The 18,447-nt window shown below is 57.0% G+C and carries 22 protein-coding genes; 21 read left to right on the top strand and 1 reads right to left on the bottom strand.

The features are described 5' to 3' along the window. The first annotated feature begins 3 nt into the window (after nt 1-3). The 6 genes from radA (at nt 4) to hpf (ending at nt 4,853) form a co-directional block, all read left to right on the top strand. Nucleotides 4-1,377 (top strand): DNA repair protein RadA, encoded by a 1,374-nt coding sequence (radA, locus tag ACRTGH_RS07805; RefSeq protein WP_368846446.1) that lies wholly within the window; start codon nt 4-6, stop codon nt 1,375-1,377. Nucleotides 1,378-1,486: 109 nt separating this feature from the next. Next, on the top strand, nt 1,487-2,266 hold the full coding sequence (locus tag ACRTGH_RS07810) for a basic amino acid ABC transporter substrate-binding protein (protein WP_368846445.1): 780 nt from the start codon (nt 1,487-1,489) through the stop codon (nt 2,264-2,266). A 22-nt stretch (nt 2,267-2,288) separates the two neighbouring features. Next, the gene (locus ACRTGH_RS07815) at nt 2,289-2,954 is read left to right on the top strand and encodes an amino acid ABC transporter permease (protein WP_368846444.1); all 666 of its coding nucleotides are present in this window, start codon (nt 2,289-2,291) and stop codon (nt 2,952-2,954) included. After that, nucleotides 2,941-3,657, top strand: a complete 717-nt coding sequence (locus ACRTGH_RS07820) for an amino acid ABC transporter ATP-binding protein (RefSeq protein WP_368846443.1) — start codon at nt 2,941-2,943, stop codon at nt 3,655-3,657. Before ACRTGH_RS07815 ends, ACRTGH_RS07820 begins: the two co-directional genes overlap by 14 nt. 226 nt (nt 3,658-3,883) lie before the next feature. Continuing rightward, nucleotides 3,884-4,084, top strand: a complete 201-nt coding sequence (locus ACRTGH_RS07825; protein ID WP_368846442.1) for a cold shock domain-containing protein — start codon at nt 3,884-3,886, stop codon at nt 4,082-4,084. A gap of 223 nt (nt 4,085-4,307) precedes the next feature. Next, nucleotides 4,308-4,853: a ribosome hibernation-promoting factor, HPF/YfiA family gene (hpf, locus tag ACRTGH_RS07830; RefSeq protein ID WP_368846441.1), complete on the top strand. Its 546-nt coding sequence runs from the start codon at nt 4,308-4,310 to the stop codon at nt 4,851-4,853. Nucleotides 4,854-5,104: 251 nt separating this feature from the next. On the opposite strand, the gene ACRTGH_RS07835 is transcribed toward hpf, so the two are convergent. Next, on the bottom strand, nt 5,105-5,245 hold the full coding sequence (locus ACRTGH_RS07835; RefSeq protein ID WP_368846440.1) for a hypothetical protein: 141 nt from the start codon (nt 5,243-5,245) through the stop codon (nt 5,105-5,107). A 170-nt stretch (nt 5,246-5,415) separates the two neighbouring features. Here ACRTGH_RS07835 and ACRTGH_RS07840 point away from each other — a divergent pair, with 170 nt between their 5' ends. The 15 genes from ACRTGH_RS07840 to ACRTGH_RS07910 all read left to right on the top strand — a co-directional run bounded on the left by ACRTGH_RS07840 (nt 5,416) and on the right by ACRTGH_RS07910 (nt 18,446). Next, the gene (locus tag ACRTGH_RS07840) at nt 5,416-6,465 is read left to right on the top strand and encodes an MraY family glycosyltransferase (RefSeq protein ID WP_368846702.1); all 1,050 of its coding nucleotides are present in this window, start codon (nt 5,416-5,418) and stop codon (nt 6,463-6,465) included. A gap of 141 nt (nt 6,466-6,606) precedes the next feature. Beyond that, nucleotides 6,607-7,761, top strand: coding sequence for a non-hydrolyzing UDP-N-acetylglucosamine 2-epimerase (wecB, locus tag ACRTGH_RS07845; protein WP_368846439.1), 1,155 nt, complete (start codon nt 6,607-6,609; stop codon nt 7,759-7,761). Between the two features lie 31 nt (nt 7,762-7,792). Next, nucleotides 7,793-8,032, top strand: a complete 240-nt coding sequence (locus ACRTGH_RS07850; RefSeq protein WP_368846438.1) for an AtpZ/AtpI family protein — start codon at nt 7,793-7,795, stop codon at nt 8,030-8,032. A gap of 171 nt (nt 8,033-8,203) precedes the next feature. Continuing rightward, a complete protein-coding gene (locus tag ACRTGH_RS07855) occupies nt 8,204-8,506 on the top strand; it encodes a hypothetical protein (RefSeq protein ID WP_368846437.1) in 303 nt (100 codons plus the stop codon). A gap of 335 nt (nt 8,507-8,841) precedes the next feature. Continuing rightward, a complete protein-coding gene (locus ACRTGH_RS07860) occupies nt 8,842-9,234 on the top strand; it encodes an ATP synthase subunit I (protein ID WP_368846436.1) in 393 nt (130 codons plus the stop codon). A gap of 84 nt (nt 9,235-9,318) precedes the next feature. Continuing rightward, nucleotides 9,319-10,077, top strand: coding sequence for a F0F1 ATP synthase subunit A (atpB, locus tag ACRTGH_RS07865; protein ID WP_368846435.1), 759 nt, complete (start codon nt 9,319-9,321; stop codon nt 10,075-10,077). A gap of 58 nt (nt 10,078-10,135) precedes the next feature. Beyond that, nucleotides 10,136-10,390: a F0F1 ATP synthase subunit C gene (gene atpE, locus ACRTGH_RS07870; protein WP_006191010.1), complete on the top strand. Its 255-nt coding sequence runs from the start codon at nt 10,136-10,138 to the stop codon at nt 10,388-10,390. 46 nt (nt 10,391-10,436) lie between these two features. Then, on the top strand, nt 10,437-10,940 hold the full coding sequence (gene atpF / locus ACRTGH_RS07875) for a F0F1 ATP synthase subunit B (RefSeq protein ID WP_368846434.1): 504 nt from the start codon (nt 10,437-10,439) through the stop codon (nt 10,938-10,940). Then, nucleotides 10,934-11,476: an ATP synthase F1 subunit delta gene (gene atpH, locus ACRTGH_RS07880; protein WP_368846433.1), complete on the top strand. Its 543-nt coding sequence runs from the start codon at nt 10,934-10,936 to the stop codon at nt 11,474-11,476. The genes atpF and atpH overlap by 7 nt, the downstream gene beginning before the upstream one ends. Before the next feature lie 22 nt (nt 11,477-11,498). Then, nucleotides 11,499-13,019, top strand: a complete 1,521-nt coding sequence (atpA, locus tag ACRTGH_RS07885; protein WP_368846432.1) for a F0F1 ATP synthase subunit alpha — start codon at nt 11,499-11,501, stop codon at nt 13,017-13,019. Nucleotides 13,020-13,036: 17 nt separating this feature from the next. Further along, on the top strand, nt 13,037-13,888 hold the full coding sequence (gene atpG / locus ACRTGH_RS07890) for an ATP synthase F1 subunit gamma (RefSeq protein ID WP_368846431.1): 852 nt from the start codon (nt 13,037-13,039) through the stop codon (nt 13,886-13,888). A gap of 12 nt (nt 13,889-13,900) precedes the next feature. Next, nucleotides 13,901-15,313 carry a F0F1 ATP synthase subunit beta gene (gene atpD, locus ACRTGH_RS07895; protein ID WP_368846430.1) on the top strand — a complete coding sequence of 471 codons (1,413 nt, stop codon included), beginning with the start codon at nt 13,901-13,903 and terminating at the stop codon, nt 15,311-15,313. A gap of 3 nt (nt 15,314-15,316) precedes the next feature. Continuing rightward, nucleotides 15,317-15,742, top strand: coding sequence for a F0F1 ATP synthase subunit epsilon (locus tag ACRTGH_RS07900; RefSeq protein WP_368846429.1), 426 nt, complete (start codon nt 15,317-15,319; stop codon nt 15,740-15,742). Nucleotides 15,743-15,890: 148 nt separating this feature from the next. Continuing rightward, a complete protein-coding gene (locus ACRTGH_RS07905) occupies nt 15,891-16,658 on the top strand; it encodes an HD domain-containing protein (protein WP_368846428.1) in 768 nt (255 codons plus the stop codon). Between the two features lie 117 nt (nt 16,659-16,775). Next, a complete protein-coding gene (locus tag ACRTGH_RS07910; protein WP_368846427.1) occupies nt 16,776-18,446 on the top strand; it encodes a glutamine--tRNA ligase/YqeY domain fusion protein in 1,671 nt (556 codons plus the stop codon). Nucleotide 18,447 lies beyond the last annotated feature (1 nt).

Genomic DNA, 18,447 nt, shown 5'->3' on the forward strand with positions numbered 1-18,447 from the left:
GTTTTGGCAAAGAAAAGAAAGACGGTTTTCGTCTGCCAGGAATGCGGCTACGACACGCCCAAGTGGCTTGGCAAATGCCCGGGCTGCGGTGCATGGAACACCCTGGTGGAGGAAAGCGTATCCGAAAGCCCGGGCGGGGACGGCCTCCGCCTGGGCCTTTCTGATGGAGCGAAGCCCTTGGCCGTCGGCGATGTTGCCGTCGAGGATATGCCGCGCTTCCGGACGGGGTCGGGCGAACTTGACCGCGTCCTGGGCGGTGGTGTGATACCGGGATCCATGGTGCTGATCGTTGGTGATCCCGGCGTCGGGAAGTCGAGTATCACGCTGCGCGCTGCGGCGGATATCGCGCGTGCGGGACGACGTGTCCTCTACGTGACGGGCGAGGAGAGCACGCGCCAGATCCGGATGCGCGCCGACCGTCTCGGGGCGATCGCAGACGGGCTCTTCGTCGTCAGTGAGACGAATCTGGAACGCATCGCGGCACATATCCGGGATCTGGAGCCGGCGCTTTTCATCATCGATTCCATCCAGACGGTTTTTCGTCCCGATATCGCGAGCGCGCCGGGAAGCGTGAGCCAGGTGCGCGAGTGCGCCGTGGAGCTTTTGCGCCTTGCCAAGACGGGAGGGAAGGCGGCCTTTGTCGTCGGCCATGTCACAAAGGACGGGACGCTTGCGGGGCCGCGCGTTCTTGAGCATATCGTCGATACCGTACTTTATTTCGAGGGGGAGCGCAGTGCGCAGTTCCGCGTCTTGCGTGCCGTGAAGAACCGCTTCGGCAGTACGAACGAGCTCGGCCTCTTCGAGATGCGCGATACGGGGCTTGCCGATGTTCCCGACGCCTCGAAGCTCTTCCTTTCGGACAGGGAGCCGGACAGCGGCACGGTCGTCGTGCCGACGGTCGAGGGCACGCGCCCGCTGCTCGTAGAGATCCAGTCGCTTGTGGCTGAGACGCCCTATATGCCGCCCCGGCGCACGGCGGATTCCGTCGATGTCAAGCGCATCCAGCTCCTGCTGGCCGTTCTTGAAAAACGGGTGAAGCTGCCGATCGGCGCCTGTGACGTCTATGTCAAGGTAGCGGGCGGCATCAAGATTGATGAGCCAGCCTGTGATCTCGGGCTCTCCGTCGCCATGGCCTCGTCCTTTGCCAATCGTCTTGTGCGGCCGAAAACCATCGTGTTCGGTGAAGTCGGGCTTTCAGGGGAGGTCCGCGCCGTGGGGCAGGCCGATGTAAGGCTCAAGGAAGCGGCAAAACTCGGCTTTACGTCTGCTGTTCTGCCGCAAAAGAACGCGCAGCGGCTCAAGGGGATCGAGGGCATTGAGCTTTACGGCGCGGCTACGCTCGCAGAGGCCTTGCGCCTTGCCATGCCGCGGAATTGATATTTGCACAGGGGGAATTCTGTGCTATAATGTTATACGATGCGGAAAGGCTCGGGGCATCCCGGGCTTCTTCTTTATGTAAGCATTGCAATTATTGGGAGGGGTTTTCATGAAAATCAGGAAAATGCTGCTCGGTGCTGTCGGTCTTTTGGCAGCAGCATCGTTTGCCGTCGCCGGCTGCGGAGGTTCGGGGGATTCGGGCAGCGCGTCGAAGACGCTGCGCGTCGGCACGAATGCAGACTTTGCTCCGTTTGAGTTCCAGAGCGAGAATGGCAAGGAATATGAAGGCTTCGATATGGATCTCATCCGTGCCGTCGCCGAGGAGATGGGCATGAAGGCCGAGATCCAGAACATCAATTTCGACGGCTTGATTCCTGCGCTTGCCTCGAAGAATATCGACGTTTCCATCTCGGGTATGACGATCAATGACGAGCGCAAGAAAAACGTGCTCTTTTCCGAACCTTACTATAAGTCCGGCCTGACGATCGTCGTCAAGAAGGACAACAATGACATCAACGGCTTCAAGGACCTTGCGGGCAAAACGGTCGCCGTACAGATCGGCACGACGAGCGCCAAAGAAGTGAAGAAGAACCCGGATATCCATGTCAAGGAGCTCAACAGCTCGGCGGATACCTTCCTTGAGCTGAAGGCCGGCGGCGTGCAGGCCGTCGTCAACGACCGCCCCGTCAACGATTACTACATCGCCAAGAGCGGTGAGACGGATGTGCGCGTCGTGAACGAGCTTTTGACGTCGGAGGACTACGGCATCGCGATGTCGAAGGACAACCAGGAACTTCAGAAGAAGGTCAACGAAGCCTTGAAGAAGCTCAAGGAAAACGGCAAGTACGACGAGATTTATCAGAAGTGGTTTGGCAAAAAAGCGGATTGACGGCGAGGTATGAGGTGCAGGCATGAATTTTGATTTCGACCTGGTGGCAAGCTCTTTTCCGATCCTTCTCCTGGGCGCGCTTGTGACGATAAAGATCACGGCGATTTCGGTCGCGCTCGGTGTTGTCATAGGTCTGATCGTCGGCGTCGCGCGCATTTCCCAGGCGAAGCCGCTGCGGCTTCTGGCGATGGCGTACATCGATTTTTTGCGCGGCACGCCTCTGTTGGTGCAGATCTTCCTGATCTACTTCGCGCTGCCGGTCATTTCCGGACAGCGCGTCGACCCGCTTTTTGCAGCGATCACGGCTTGCAGCATCAACAGCGGCGCGTATGTCGCCGAGATTTTCCGCTCGGGAATCCAATCGATTGATAAGGGACAGATGGAGGCGGGACGCTCTCTCGGTCTGACATGGATCCAGACGATGCGGCACATCATCCTGCCGCAGGCCGTCAAACGCGTCATTCCGCAGATCGGCAATGAGTTCATCGCGCTTCTCAAGGATTCTTCCCTTGTTTCCGTCATCGGCTTCGAGGAATTGACGAGGAGCGGACAGCTGATCATTGCCCGCACCTACGGCTCCTTGGAAATCTGGCCGTGCGTTGCCGTCATCTATCTCGTCATGACACTTTCGATTTCACGCCTCGTGGCGTTCCTGGAACGGAGGTTCAAAATCGATGATAAGCATTAAGGGACTTTGCAAGGCCTTCGGTGAGAATGCCGTATTGAAGGGCATCGATCTTGAGGTTGCGGAAAAAGAAGTCGTCGTCATCATCGGCCCGTCCGGTTCCGGCAAGTCCACGCTCCTTCGCTCCATCAACTATCTCGATGTGCCGACCGCGGGGAGCATTGCCATCGACGGCAAGGAACTGTCGGGTGCGGACATCAACAAGATTCGCGCTGAGGTTGGCATGGTCTTCCAACGCTTCAACCTCTTTCCTCATATGACCGTCTTGGACAACATCACGCTTGCACCGAAAAAGGTCAGAAAGATGCCGCGGGAAGAGGCGGAAAAGGAGGCGCGTGCGCTCCTTGAAAAAGTCGGGCTCTCGGACAAGGCCAACGCCTACCCGGAACAGCTCTCGGGCGGGCAGCAGCAGCGCGTTGCCATTGCGCGGGCTTTGGCGATGAAGCCGCGCCTCATGCTTTTTGATGAGCCGACGAGCGCTCTTGACCCTGAGATGGTCAAGGAGGTTCTGGATGTCATGCGCTCTCTTGCAGACGAGGGCATGACGATGGTCATTGTCACGCATGAGATGGGCTTTGCGCGTGAAGTTGGCGACCGCCTGCTCTTTGTTGACGATGGACGCATCATCGAGCAGGGGGAACCGAAGGAAGTTTTCGAGCATCCGCAGGAGGAAAGAACAAAAAATTTCCTCTCGAAGGTTTTATGAAGATCCGCCGGAGCGGTGAGCGGGACGGAAGGCGCAGCGGAACGGAAGTTCGATGCGCCTTTTGTCTGTCTTTGGTGGGATTGGCATGGGAAAATGGGCTGGAAGTTTTTTTGCCCGCGGCCATTTTTGCCGCTGTCGTTGACATATCGGGGTGCAGGGGATATAATAAAAGTGCGTGAGTATCAGGCGCGGTTCTGCAGTACAAAAAGAAACAGGAGGAATTACTATGGTTGGTAAGGTCAAATGGTTCAGCGCAGAAAAGGGCTATGGTTTCATCGAGAGGGAAGATGGCGATGATGTTTTTGTCCATTTCTCTGCGATCCAGGGCGATGGCTTCAAGACGCTGGCCGAAGGACAGGACGTTGAATTCGAGATTGTCGAAGGCGCACGCGGTCCGCAGGCTTCGAACGTCGTGAAGACTGCCTGAGGAAAACCGATCGCTTCGGCGTTTCCTGAAAATGTTTGGCAAAAACCGGCTCCTGCGGGGGTCGGTTCTTTTGTTTGCGCGCCCGGACATGCCGTGATTCCCCTGCCTGCCGGAGTGCCTTTGCCTTCGCGAAAATTTTCAGAAAACCCCTTCCAAAAGAAGGGTTTCGACGACGGATAGAGAATATATACAGCAGAAGAAACAGGAAAGGGGACATGTCACTATGGCAACATTCACGGTACGAGGCAAGAATATCGAGATTACCCCGTCGCTCAAGGATTACGTCGAAAAACGTGTCGGCAAAATCACGAAATACTTTGACGAGGTGGGCGATATCTCGGTGCTCCTCACGGTTTCCAAGGGACGCCATATCGTAGAAGTCACTGTGCCCATCCCGGGCGGCGTGCTCCTCCGGGGCGAGGAAGCCACGATGGATATGTACACCTCCATCGACCTCGTCGTTGAGAAGCTCGAGCGCCAGATCCGCAAGCAGAAGACGCGCCTGGCCAAGCGTTTCCGCGGCGGCGGCTTCAAAGCTGAGGCCGTGCAGCAGACGGGCGCCATTCCCGTGCAGGAAGAAGAAGGTGAGTTCCCGCTCGTCAAGACGAAGCGTTTCGTCGTCAAGCCGATGGATGCGCAGGAGGCCATCATGCAGATGAACCTCTTGAACCACAACTTTTTTGTGTTCCGCAATTCCGCGTCCGAGGAAATCAATGTTGTCTATCGTCGTATGGATGGCAAGTACGCCCTGATCGAGCCGGGCGACTGAAAAGAGAATAGGAGGCAGATCCAGCCCGCCGGCATCAAACGCCGGCGGGCTTTTGGGTGGGGCGGCCAATCAGTCTACGCCTTCGGCCTGACTTCTTGGGCTTTCATGGTAAACTCGCTGGACATATGTTCAGCTTGGAAGCCTCGATGCTGCATAGGTAAGAGAGGCTTGCCGTACTTTGGTGAATTGTTTTGCTTTGGAGGCCTGCTGTACATATGTCCAGCCTCCTTACATGAAAGCAGCCAATCCGTCTACGCCTTCGGCTTGACTTCTTGGGCTTTCATGGTAAACTCGCTGGACATATGTTCAGCTTGGAAGCCTCGATGCTGCATAGGTAAGAGAGGCTTGCCGTACTTTGGTGAATTGTTTTGCTTTGGAGGTTTGCTGTACATATGTCCAGCCTCCTTACATGAAAGCAGCCAATCAGTCTACGCCTTCGGCTTGACTTCTTGGGCTTTCATGGTAGAATAATGGTGTTGATGAAATACGGATGGTATTGAGTTGTATGGATGCGTTGGTAAGATGTGCGGACGCATAGAGCATAAAAGGGGTGCTGGTTTTGATGCCGAATCATGTTTTGGCGTTCCTTGTCGCTATGGTCGTTGCGGTTGCTGTGACGCCGGCGGTCATTTTTTTTGCGGAAAAAACAGGGGCGCTCGATGCGCCGGATGTGCGCAAGGTTCATAAGAAGCCGATTCCCCGGATTGGCGGCGTCGGCATTTACGTCGCTTTTATGGCGGCGATGCTTTCCGTCATGGCCTATGCGGATCTTTCGAGCGATGTATTGAACGAGCTCACAGGTCTTGTGGCGGGCGGCTCCCTCATTGTTCTTCTGGGGCTGGTCGACGACTACCGGAACCTGCCTGCGAAGGTGAAGCTTCTCGGGCAGATCGCCTGTGCCTGTGTGCTTGTCGCTTTTGATGTGCGCATTGATTTCATCACCGACCCGTTTGGGGATTATTTTTACCTTGAATATCTGGCGATCCCGGCGACGGTATTCTGGATCGTGGGACTGACGAATACGGTGAACCTCATCGACGGCCTCGATGGCCTGGCAGCCGGTGTCGCGACGATCGCTTCCGTCACCATCTGTCTCGTGGCCTTGCAGGAAGGGTATGCATTCGTCGCCATACTGACGGCGGCCCTCGCGGGTTCGGCGCTCGGATTTCTCTTTTATAATTTCAATCCCGCGAGGATTTTCATGGGCGATACGGGCAGTATGTTCCTCGGCTTCATGCTGGCGGGCATATCCATCATTGGTGCGGTGAAGAGCGCGGCTACGATTGCGCTCATCGTGCCGATTTTGGCGCTTGGCCTGCCCATCATGGATACGACGTTTGCCATTGTGCGCCGTTATCGCGGCGGCGTGCCGATTTTCAAGCCGGACAAGGGTCATCTGCACCACCGTTTGCTCGATCTCGGCTTCACGCAGCGTCAGGCCGTGCTTCTCATGTACATCATCAGTGCGCTTCTGGGGCTCAGTGCTGTTGCTTTGACGGAGGTTTCCGGCGGCATTGCCCTGCTGATTGTTTTTGGTGTAGTCGTTTCCGTGCTTTTCGGCGCGAAGAAGATCGGCATCTTCCATATGAATGATTCTGCCCAGACGCACTGAGGGCGGCAATCCCTTGAGGGCAAGGCGGACACGGGCTGCCTTGTCCCTCTTTCGTGTAAGGGCGGTGCGTCGTGTCTGCAAAGCGGACGTTTGCCCATTTTATCTGCATAATATGCTTTTGACGGGGAGGAGAACGATAGCATGAAAAAGATCAAGGTGATGACGGTTTTTGGTACGCGCCCGGAAGCCATCAAGATGGCGCCGATTGTGCTCGAACTCAAAAAGCATGCGGAGATTGTGCCTGTCGTCGCTGTGACGGCGCAGCATCGAGAGATGCTCGACCAGGTTCTTTCCCTTTTTTCCATTGCGCCGGATTATGATCTTGATATCATGGCGCGGGGGCAGACGCTTTTTGATATCACGACGAAGGCTCTTCTGGGGCTGGACGAGGTGCTTTCCAAGGAAAAGACGGATATCGTGCTTGTGCACGGCGATACGACGACGACGTTTGTCGGGGCGCTCGCTTCCTATTACCACCAGATTCCGGTTGGCCACGTGGAGGCGGGCTTGCGCACGCACAATAAGTATTCGCCGTTCCCGGAGGAGATGAACCGGAAGCTCACAGGGGCTGTGGCAGATCTTCATTTCGCACCGACGATGACGGCGAAGAAAAACCTGCTGGCCGAGGGCGTGGCGGAAAAGGATATTTTCGTGACGGGCAATACCGTCATCGACGCCTTGCAGGCGACGGTGCGCGAGGATTTCTGCTTCGAGGACGGCCTTCTCGACGGGATGGATTACAAGACAAGGCGAATCGTGCTCGTGACGACGCATCGCCGTGAAAATCTCGGTGAGCCCATGCGCCACGTCTATAAGGCGCTGAAGGATCTTGTCCATGAATTCCCCGATGTGGAGGCCGTTTTCCCCGTGCACAAGAATCCCAAGGTGCGCGAGGTTGTGGCTGAGGAACTCGGCGGGCTCGAGCGCGTCCATTTGATCGACCCGCTCGATTACGAGCCGTTCGCGAATCTCATGGCACGCTCGCATCTTATATTGACGGATTCGGGCGGTGTACAGGAAGAGGCTCCGGCTCTCGGTAAGCCGGTGCTCGTGCTGCGCGATACGACGGAGCGCCCGGAAGCGGTGGAGGCGGGAACGGTTCGCCTCGTTGGCACGGACCGGGATCGCGTCTATGCGGAGGCGCGGCGGCTTTTGTCGGATGCGGCTGCCTACAACCGTATGAGTGAGGCCTGCAATCCTTACGGTGACGGCGAGGCTGCGCGCCGCATAGTCGAAGCCGTCCTTTACCATGCGGGTCTGGCAGAGGCAAGGCCCGACGTATTCAGCGCTTCATGACGGGCCGAAAGCCCGGCGGAAGGGAATGGCCATGAGCGGGGAAAAAATGCCGCCGAAGGAAAAGGGCGCTTTGCGCCAGGCACTGGATGCATATCTTTTTCTCAGCGGGATCGGCATTTTTTTCTGCGCTGTGCTCGGCATTTTCATCTATCTGGGCAGGGCAGCGGATGAATATTTCGTCTTAGGACATAAAGGGACTTTTGTAGGTATTTTGCTCGGGTTCCCCGCGGCTATCTTCTCTGTTTACCGTCAGATTAGGAAGATGCGTTAAAATCTTCTTTGGACTAGGAAAAAGTTTTGCTTTTTTTATTACGATGTGCTAAAATTTTCTCAGGAAGACCTTAGAGGTGATTTAAGTTATTTCTCCTTTCTTGCGATATATGGGCATAACGTCGCATATAGAAGCTTTGCGGATTTCTGTGGCAAGAGGAGGTGTGGCGTCATGGAGGATGCCGTTGTTTTTTCGCTGCGGGATGGGAAGAAGCAGACCTTGGAGAAATATCTCTCCTTTGCGGGTGAACTCAACCGTATTTTTGGCGGTGCGAGGATGCCGGAGGAAGATGTTCGCGCGATTGTCGCCGCCGCCATGGATTTTATGATGAATTATGCGGGCGACTGCTACGAGCGGGGCCTAGAGAAAGGCGCCGCGATCGGTTACGAGAACGGCTGGCAGGCAGCGCTTGAAAGCGCAGGCGTGAAGCGGGAGCATTTGTTTTTTGAAATGATGGAAGGCGTGCTGCAATGAGAAAGTACGAGCCGACTGCCCGGCGATTGCTGCCCGGCAGTTTTCCTTGCAGGGAAGCATAACGGAAACTTATCTACGCGTTATATTGCGATATATATAACTTATGGATTGCTTTTCGGGCTTCTCACCTTTCTATCGTATTCGCTGCGGAAGGGCTGCGAGGTCCGGCATGGGCTTAATTTATTTCTAATTTCACAGGCGTTTGGCCGCTTTTCGGCAGGGAAAAAGAACTCCTTGTCGAAGAAGATAAATGGCTGCAGCCGTTCCTTTTTGTGATGGCTGCAAAAAAAGTGGATATTCGTACCCCGGCGGTCTTGCCGCTGAAGGAGGAATATGTGAGGGAAGTTTTATCGGTATACGCGAAGCGGCTCGCTGCGTGGCTTCTTGGCTTTGCGCTCATGGCACTCGTTTCGTTCGCTGCCGGCGGACGTGCAGGTCTCATTGGCGCATGGCTCATCGGCTATGCGGCGGCGGCGGTCTGTTTGTGGAATCTCATCTGGCGCACATGGCGCAGCACAACGCTGACCGTCGAACGCGCCAAACGCGAGATGCGGCTGGGATTTTTCCTGCGGCTCGGCACGATTTTTTTTGTGTTCTGGGCTGCGGTGCAGATCTCGACGGAGGTGTTCTTCACGGTGGTATCGGGTTTTGCCGTTTGCTACGTCGTGACGATGCTCCACATCATGCTGCTTGCCCTGCGCGGTACTGATAAGGAAAAGGCGGATTGAGATTTTCTTCTGTCCGCGCTTTCAGGGAAAAGCCGAGTCCATCGGCGATTTCCCGAGATTCATCCGAAAGGGAGGTTGTTAAACATGCATGAAATCGGTGTTCGCGAAGTTATTCAGTTCGCCGGCATGACCTTCAATGAGGAAACCTTGATCATGACATGGATCACCATGGCCATCGTCCTTCTCATCGCGATTCTCGCGACGCGCAACTTAAAGCTCATTCCCTCGGGCTGGCAGAATGTGCTGGAGATGGTCGTTGTGTGGCTGCATGAGCAGATGGACGCGACCCTCGGACCGAAAGGCCGCTGGCTCGCACCCATGATCATCACGCTGTTCCTGTTTCTCTTGGTTTCCAACTGGATCGGCCTCGTGCCGAAGATGGCGTCGCCGACGAATGACTTGAACACCACTTTGGGGCTCGCTCTTTTTGTCGTCGTCTTGGTGCATGGACTGGGACTCTGCATGGGAGGCATGAAGTACATCAAGCACTTCTTCCAGCCAACGCCCGTCTTCGTCATCCTCAACATCATCGAGGAGTTGGCGAAGCCCATTACTCTGGCCTTTCGTCTATTCGGCAACATCCTCGCAGGCGAGATACTCATCATCATCCTGCTGAAGCTGCTGCCGATCTGGATGCCTGTGCCGTCCGTCCTCTGGCTTGCTTTCAGTATCTTCATCGGTATGGTGCAGGCCGTCATTTTCACAATGCTTTCGATAGCGTATCTGTCGAATTCCTTCCATGCAAGCGAAGGAGAAGATCATGGACACGACGCCAACGCCATGAGCGAGGGCGGTTCCCTGCTCGATGCGGCGGAGGTCCTCCGCGCAGGCGGGGAGCATTGAGAGTGACGGGGATGGTTTCTTTCTGTTTTTGTAATGTACTTTAAGGAGGCAATTTTTCATGGAAAACGCGATTATGGTAGCAGCCGCTTTGATCGGTGCAGGTATTACGATGGGTCTTGCGGCGATTGGCGCCGGCATTGGCGACGGTCTTGTAACGGCTCGCTTCATCGAGGGTATCACGCGCCAGCCTGAGGCAAAGAACGCTCTCTTCACGAACACGCTGATTTCCGTCGGCCTGATCGAGGCTATGGCGATCATCGCGACGGTTGTTGCCCTGATCATGCTCTATGCGAACCCGCTTCTGACGAAATAAATGGCGCCGTAAGGCTGCTGTATAGCAGAAAAGGGGGTACAGCAAATTGATAGATATAAATTCGACCCTTTGGGCTCAGATCCTGAACTTCCTGATCCTTGTCGTGCTGCTTCGCGCTTTTGCCTATAAACCGATCGTCAAGATGCTCCAAGAGCGCCGGGCGAAGATCGAAATGAGCCTCGCCAAAGCGGACGAGGATGTGGAGAAGGCGGCAGCGCTCAAGAAGGAGTATCAGGATCAGCTTGACGGCGCCAGGCTCAAGGCCCAGGGCATCCTCGATTCGGCCTCGCGCCAGGCGGATGAGGAACGCGAGCAGAGCGTCGAGAAGACGAAGCGCGAGATCGAGCAGATGAAGAAGTCTGCCCAGGAAGAAATCGAGCGCGAGCGCCGCGCTGCAGCGGAAGAGCTCAGGAGCCAGGTCGTCGCGCTTTCGATGGCGGCTGCGAGCAAGGTCATCCAGAAGAATCTCGACGAAAAGGCAAACGAGCATCTGATTGCCGAGTTTGCCGAAAGGCTCGGGCAGGAAAAGCTGGGTGATTTCCCATGCTGAATCTGCAACTGGCAAAAAAGTATTCGCGGGCGATTTTCGAGATTGCCCAGGATGAGAACAAGCTTACGGAATACGGCAGGGAGCTTGCGGAAGTGACGGACGCCGTTTTTGGCGAACCGACGCTCAAGGGCTTTGCAACGAATCCGCAGGTGCCGCCCGAGGCGAAGAAAGCGCTTTTCAAAAAGATTTTTGAGGGCGAGCTTTCCCCGAATATGTTTAATTTCATCATGCTCTTGATCGAAAAGCACCGCATGGAGCTCCTGGAGACCATCGATGCCCAGTATCAGGACTTTTCCAATAAGGCGCAGGGCATCGTTGTCGCGGATATCACGACGGCAATGCCGCTGACAGGCGAGCTGGAGGAACTCCTGCGGCAGAAGCTGCAGCAGGCTACGGGACGCACAGTTCAGCTGCGCAGGCATGTGGACGAATCCATCATCGGCGGCGCGATCGCCCAGATCGGCGACAAGCGCATCGACGGCAGTGTGAACGGACGCCTTGCGGCTCTGCGCGCTGAGATACTGGCGAACAAGTGAGAAATTGGGGTGACAGCATAACATGAAGATGAATCCGGAAGAAATAACAGCCATCATCAAAGATCAGATCAAGAACTACAATGTCGATCTGAACGTCGATGACGTTGGCACTGTTATCGAGATCGGTGACGGCATCGCCCATATCCACGGCCTCACGAAAGCCATGGCAGGCGAGCTGCTCGATTTCGGCAATGATGTATACGGTCTTGCCCTGAACCTCGATCAGGACGATGTCGGCGCCGTTGTTTTGGGCGGCGATACGGAAATTAAGGAAGGCGCTACGGTCAAGCGCACGAAGAAGATCATGCAGGTGCCGGTCGGCGAGAATATGGTCGGCCGCGTCGTCGACGCTCTCGGGCGTCCGATCGACGGCAAAGGCCCCATCCAGGCGGCAGAGCATCGCGCCGTCGAGTTCTCCGCACCGGGCATCGCGGACAGGAAGTCCGTTCATGAGCCGCTGCAGACGGGGCTCAAGGCGATCGACGGCCTTGTGCCGATCGGCCGCGGACAGCGCGAGCTCATCATTGGCGACCGCGGTACGGGCAAGACGGCTATTGCCGTCGATACGATCCTGAACCAGAAGGGGCAGAACTGCATTTGCGTTTATGTCGCTGTCGGCCAGAAGGCATCGACGGTCGCGCGTGTCGTCAAGACGCTTGAGGATGCGGGCGCCATGGAGTATTCCATCGTCGTCGCTGCTACGGCTGCGGACAGCGCGCCGCTGCAGTATCTTGCGCCGTACGCGGGCGTCGCCATGGCCGAGTACTTCATGTACAAGGGCGGCCATGCACTCTGCGTTTATGATGATTTGACGAAGCACGCCGCAGCGTATCGCGCGATGTCGCTTCTCCTGCGTCGTCCGCCGGGGCGTGAAGCCTATCCGGGCGATGTGTTCTATCTGCACTCCCGCCTTTTGGAGCGTGCGGCAAAGCTTTCCGACGAGCTCGGGGCAGGTTCCATCACAGCCCTGCCGGTCATCGAGACGTTGGCAGGCGACCTTTCCGCTTATATCCCGACGAACGTCATCTCCATCACCGACGGGCAGATCATGCTTGAGACGGATGCTTTCTATTCGGGTATCCGCCCGGCCATCAACGTCGGCCTTTCGGTCTCGCGTGTTGGCGGCTCGGCCCAGATCAAGGCCATGAAGCAGGTCGCGGGCACGCTGCGCCTCGACCTTGCCCAGTACCGCGAGCTCGCTGCCTTCGCGCAGTTCGGCTCGGATCTCGACAAGGCGACGAAGGAGCAGCTCGACCGCGGTGCGCGCATGGTCGAGACGCTGAAGCAGCCGCAGTACTCGCCTCTCGCCGTGGAGGACCAGGTTCTCGTGCTCTTTACGGCCGTGCGCGGCTTCCTCGTCGATATTCCCGTCGAGAAGGTCGTCAAGTTCCAGGAGGATTTCATCAAGTTCATGCACTCGAGCCATGCCGATGTCGGCAAAAAAATCGCCGAGCAGAAAAAGCTTGATGACGCCCTCGAGGCTGAAATCAAGAAGTGCATCGAGGAGTTCAAGGAGACGATTTCCTACAGGGTCAAAGAGTAATAGCGAGGTGATTGATTTTGGCTAGCTTGCAGGATATACGCCGAAGGATCAAGAGCGTAAAAAGCATCCAGCAGATCACGAACGCTATGAACATGATCGCGACCTCAAGGCTGCGCCGCGCCAAGGATGCAGCGACGAACAACCGGCCTTATGCCGAGAAAATGGCGCAGGTCGTCCAGGATATCGCCGCGAATGCCGGTGATTTCAGCCATCCGCTCCTGGAGACCCATCCGGACGGCAAGACGCTCTATCTCGTCTGCGCCGCCGACAAGGGATTGGCCGGCGCCTACTCGAGCAATGTGTTCAAGCTTGTCGCAAGCCTCGTCGAGGACAAGTCCAGGACGGAGCTTGTGACTGTGGGGCGCAAGGCGCGGGATCATTTCAAGCATAGGAATTTTGATGTCGTCGATTCCTACATCGGCATCAGCGAGCGTCCGACATACGAGGAGGCGCGCACGATTGCCGGTGCGCTGACGCGCCGTTTCACGGAAGGCGGCATCAAGGAAATTCACATGGTCTACACGCGCTTCATCTCGTCCATCAACTGCGTGCCGGAAACGATGCAGCTGCTGCCCTTTGCAGGGCTCGGCGAGGTGAAGGAAGGCCCCCAGGCGGAGTATATCTATGAGCCATCTGCCGAGGAGGTTCTCGGCTTCCTTCTGCCGCAGTATTTGGTGACAACGGTTTATGCGGCTCTGCTGCAGTCTGCTGCGAGCGAATTGAGCTCCCGCATGAATGCGATGAGCAACGCTACAGACAACGCCGAAGAGCTTATCCGTAAACTCGACCTGCACTACAACAAAGTGCGCCAGGCTGGCATAACCCGTGAGATCACCGAAATCGTGGGCGGCGCGGAAGCCTTGAAGTAAGGAGGTTTAGCATTGGCTAAAGGTAAAGTGGTACAGGTCATCGGACCTGTCGTAGATATTGAATTCCCGGCGGGCGAGCTGCCGGCCATCCTCAATGCCATCACGATTCAGGGCAAGGTGGAGGACATCGAGCTCGATCTCGTCGTCGAAGTCATGCAGCATCTCGGCGACAGCGTGACGCGCTGCATCGCCATGAGCTCGACGGACGGCCTGATGCGCGGCATGGAAGCGGAAGATACGGGCGCGCCGATCAAGGTTCCCGTCGGCGACGCGTGCCTCGGCCGCGTCTTCAACGTGCTCGGCAGGACGGTCGATCATAATCCCGCGCCCGTCGGCAACAAGGAGTTCTGGCCGATTCATCGTCCGGCTCCGGCCTTCGACGAGCAGGAGACGTCGACGCAGATCCTCGAGACGGGCATCAAGGTCGTCGATCTCATCGCACCGTATTCCCGAGGCGGCAAGATCGGTCTCTTCGGCGGCGCCGGCGTCGGCAAGACGGTTCTGATCATGGAGCTCATCCACAACATCGCGACTGAGCACGGCGGCTACTCCGTATTCGCCGGCGTCGGCGAACGTACCCGCGAGGGCAACGATCTCTGGTCGGAAATGACGGAGTCGGGCGTTATCGACAAGACGGCGCTCGTCTACGGCCAGATGAACGAGCCGCCGGGAGCGCGTATGCGCGTCGCCCTGACAGGGCTGACGATGGCGGAGTATTTCCGTGATGTGCAGGGGCAGGACGTGCTGCTCTTCATCGACAACATCTTCCGTTTCATCCAGGCGGGTTCCGAGGTTTCGGCTCTTCTCGGCCGCATGCCTTCCGCCGTTGGCTATCAGCCGACATTGACGACGGACGTCGGCGCTCTGCAGGAGCGCATCACCTCGACGAAGAAGGGCTCGATCACGTCGGTTCAGGCCGTCTATGTGCCTGCCGATGACTTGACCGACCCTGCGCCGGCCGCGACGTTCACGCATCTCGATGCGACGACGGTTCTTTCGCGTCAGATCGCCGAGCTCGGCATCTATCCCGCCGTCGATCCCTTGGATTCCACCTCGCGCATCCTCGATCCGAACGTCATCGGCGAGGAGCACTATGAAGTCGCGCGCGGCGTCCAGGCGGTGCTCCAGAAGTACAAGGAACTGCAGGACATCATCGCGATCCTCGGCATGGAGGAGCTTTCCGACGAGGACAAGCTCACCGTTGCGCGTGCGCGCAAGATTCAGCGCTTCCTGTCGCAGCCCTTTGCCGTCGCCGAGGTCTTCACCGGCTCGCCCGGCAAGTATGTGCCGCTGAAGGAAACGATTCGCGGCTTCAAGGAAATTCTTGAAGGCAAGTATGACGATCTGCCTGAGAACGCGTTCTACATGGTCGGCAACATCGACGAGGTCATCGAAAAAGCGGACAAGATCAAAAAGGAGGGATGATTCGTGGCTTCTATCAAGCTCGAAATTGTCTCTCCGGACAGGGTCGTCTACAGCGACGACATCGCCATGCTCATCGTGCGCTCGACGGGCGGTGAGCTCGGCATCCTGCCGCATCATGCACCGCTTGTCACGGGGCTTCTGCCCCATGCCATGCATGTGAAGTTCCCCGACCGCGAAGAGCTTATCGCCGTCTCCGGCGGCTTCATGGAGGTGCAGCCGGAAAAGATCACGGTACTGGCCTCCGCAGCCGAAGAGCCGATCAACATCGACATCAACCGCGCCCAGCGCGCTTACCAGCGTGCCAAGGAACGCATCAACGCATTCCGCAGCGCCTCGGAGCCGAAGGAGATCGATCTCCAACGCGCCGAAGCCGCTCTGCGCCGCGCCATCGCGCGTCTCGATGCAACGAAGACGTCCTACGATAAATAATCGGTTTTGCTTTAAAAATACATGTCCACCGCAAAGCAATGCGGCGGGCATGTATTTTTTTGTAGGAAAATAAAAGCATACGTAGTATAATGGTTTCATTGCACACATGTTCACTTTTGCAGAGGCATGCTGAAAGGAGGGGCGGCTTTTGGAGGAATTGCTGCGGGAAATGCACGCTTGGATGCGGGACTATATGAAGTCCTTCTATACAGAGGATGCGGAGATTCAGCAGGCGATACGCATGAAGGAAGTGCATACGGGCTATGTGACGGCCATTGCCAAGGATCTGGCGAAGCATTTGGGCTTGACGGGGCATGATGCGGATCTTGCTGAGATCATGGGGCTTTTTCACGATGTGGGGCGGTTTCGCCAGTTCACGCTCTACCGTACGTTCAACGACGCCGAGTCGGAAGATCATGCGGCTTTGGGCCTCAAGGTGCTTGCAGAGCTGCCCTTCTTGCCGAGACTTTCCCCGGAAGATGCGGAGCTCGTCCGCTTTGCGATCCTGAACCACAACAAGAAGGAGATCGCGCCGACAGAGGATGCGCGGCAGCTGCTCTTTGCTAGGCTCCTGCGCGATGTGGATAAGCTCGATATATTTCGTGTCCTGCGGCCTTTTCTCGCCCCGCCGGACGGCAGCGGCATCAGTCCCGACTTTCTGGAGAAGTTTATTGCGGGCGAGCAGGTGGACTACACGAAAATACGCACGTTGGACGACCGCAAGCTTGTGCGCCTCATGTGGGTCTACGACGTGAATTTCAGCTGGACCCTGCGGCGCGTCAGGGAGCGCGGCTATATCCGGGATATCATCGCGCATTTGCCTGAGACGCCGCGTTTAGAGCTGGGCGTTCAGCGGCTCCTCACTTATGTGGAGGAGAAATGCGCAAAAGAAGATAAAATCGAAATAAAGAAGTGAAAATTCGCCGCAGGGGAAGGAATTTTTGCCTTTCGCCGCGAATAGAAGAGCATTAGATTTTTCGCCGCAGGCGGCGGGGCGCGAGCCGCAAGGCGCGCCGCAGAAGGAGCAGCAATTATGGCAGACATGACGACGGCCTCGAATTTTATCTACAATACAATTGAGGAGGACAAGAGAGCCGGCAAATATCCGGACGGCATCCATACGCGTTTCCCCCCCGAACCGAACGGCTACCTGCATATTGGCCATGCAAAGTCGATATGCCTGAACTTCGGCACGGCGGAGAAGTACGCCGGTCTTTGCAATTTGCGCTTTGACGACACGAACCCCGTCAAGGAGGACGTGGAGTATGTCGACTCCATACAGGAGGATATCAAATGGCTGGGCTTTTCCTGGGGCGATCGTCGTTACTATGCCTCGGATTATTTTGAAAAGCTCTACGAATATGCTTGTACGCTCATCGAGAAGGGCTTGGCCTACGTCGACGATCTCACGGCGGATGAAATCCGCGCCTATCGCGGCACTTTGACGGAGCCGGGGAAGGAAAGCCCCTGCCGCGGCCGCAGTTCGGAGGAGAGCCTGGCGCTCTTCCGGCGCATGCGGGCGGGCGAATTCCCCGACGGCAGCCATGTTCTGCGGGCGAAAATCGATATGGCTTCACCGAACATCACGATGCGTGATCCCGTCATCTACCGCATTGCGCATACGGAGCATCATCGCACGGGAACGGCCTGGTGCATCTACCCGATGTACGATTTTGCGCATCCCCTGTCGGATGCCATAGAAAACATCACGCATTCACTCTGCACGCTGGAATTCGAGGATCACCGTCCCTTTTACGACTGGCTCCTCGAGGCGCTGGGGTTCGACAGCAATACGCGGCCGCGCCAGATCGAATTCGCGCGCCTCAATGTCACGAATACCATCACGAGCAAGCGCAAACTGCGCCAGCTCGTTGAAGAAGGCCATGTGCGCGGCTGGGATGATCCCCGTATGCCGACCATCTCGGGGCTCAGGCGGCGCGGCTATACGCCGGCGGCCATCCGCGACTTCTGCGAGCGCATCGGAGTCGCGAAAGCAAACAGCACGGTCGATGTGGCCATGCTCGAGCACTGCGTGCGGGAGGATCTCAACGAGCACGCCGGGCGCGTCATGGCGGTGCTGCATCCGCTGAAGATCGTGCTGACGAACTATCCCGAGGGGCAGACGGAAGAGCTTTTGGCGGAGAACCATCCGACGCGCGGCGGCCATCGCTATGTGCCGTTTTCACGCGAGCTTTACATCGAGCGCGAGGACTTTATGGAAGACCCGCCGAAGAAATTCTTCCGCCTGCGGCCGGGCGGCGAGGTTCGCCTGAAACATGCCTATATCATCAAATGCGAGGAAGTCGTCAAGGATGCGGCCGGCGAAGTCGTGGAGCTTCGCTGCACCTACGATGCCGAATCGAAGTCGGGCGGTGCGGCGGCAGGCCGCAAGGTCAAGGGGACGCTGCACTGGGTTTCTGCCGGGGAGGCTCTTGACGCTGAGGTGCGCCTCTACGATTATCTGCTGAAGACGGAGGAAGAGAGCGAGCCGGCGGGAGACTTCATCGCCTCGCTGAATCCCCGCTCGCTTGAGGTCATCGAGAACGCAAAGATTGAGCCGAGCGTTGCGCGCACGGCTCAAGGAACGCATTACCAGTTCCTGCGCACAGGCTATTTCGTCGTGGACAAGGACACGGAAAAGGGGCGGCTCGTATTCAACCGCGTCGTTGGGCTCAAGGATTCCTGGGGCAAGGCAAAGGGGTAGC

This window comes from Selenomonas oralis (assembly GCF_051603425.1).
GTDB classification, from domain to species: domain Bacteria; phylum Bacillota; class Negativicutes; order Selenomonadales; family Selenomonadaceae; genus Selenomonas; species Selenomonas sputigena_A.

Bases quoted from the DNA above. Each gene is read 5' to 3' on its own strand.
- ACRTGH_RS07810 (WP_368846445.1), top strand. From the start codon at position 1,487: ATGAAAATCAGGAAAATGCTGCTCGGTGCTGTCGGTCTTTTGGCAGCA.
- ACRTGH_RS07815 (WP_368846444.1), top strand. From the start codon at position 2,289: ATGAATTTTGATTTCGACCTGGTGGCAAGCTCTTTTCCGATCCTTCTC.
- ACRTGH_RS07820 (WP_368846443.1), top strand. From the start codon at position 2,941: ATGATAAGCATTAAGGGACTTTGCAAGGCCTTCGGTGAGAATGCCGTA.
- ACRTGH_RS07825 (WP_368846442.1), top strand. From the start codon at position 3,884: ATGGTTGGTAAGGTCAAATGGTTCAGCGCAGAAAAGGGCTATGGTTTC.
- hpf (WP_368846441.1), top strand. From the start codon at position 4,308: ATGGCAACATTCACGGTACGAGGCAAGAATATCGAGATTACCCCGTCG.
- ACRTGH_RS07835 (WP_368846440.1), bottom strand. From the start codon at position 5,245: ATGTACAGCAAACCTCCAAAGCAAAACAATTCACCAAAGTACGGCAAG.
- ACRTGH_RS07840 (WP_368846702.1), top strand. From the start codon at position 5,416: ATGCCGAATCATGTTTTGGCGTTCCTTGTCGCTATGGTCGTTGCGGTT.
- wecB (WP_368846439.1), top strand. From the start codon at position 6,607: ATGAAAAAGATCAAGGTGATGACGGTTTTTGGTACGCGCCCGGAAGCC.
- ACRTGH_RS07850 (WP_368846438.1), top strand. From the start codon at position 7,793: ATGAGCGGGGAAAAAATGCCGCCGAAGGAAAAGGGCGCTTTGCGCCAG.
- ACRTGH_RS07855 (WP_368846437.1), top strand. From the start codon at position 8,204: ATGGAGGATGCCGTTGTTTTTTCGCTGCGGGATGGGAAGAAGCAGACC.
- atpB (WP_368846435.1), top strand. From the start codon at position 9,319: ATGCATGAAATCGGTGTTCGCGAAGTTATTCAGTTCGCCGGCATGACC.
- atpE (WP_006191010.1), top strand. From the start codon at position 10,136: ATGGAAAACGCGATTATGGTAGCAGCCGCTTTGATCGGTGCAGGTATT.
- atpH (WP_368846433.1), top strand. From the start codon at position 10,934: ATGCTGAATCTGCAACTGGCAAAAAAGTATTCGCGGGCGATTTTCGAG.
- atpA (WP_368846432.1), top strand. From the start codon at position 11,499: ATGAAGATGAATCCGGAAGAAATAACAGCCATCATCAAAGATCAGATC.
- ACRTGH_RS07910 (WP_368846427.1), top strand. From the start codon at position 16,776: ATGGCAGACATGACGACGGCCTCGAATTTTATCTACAATACAATTGAG.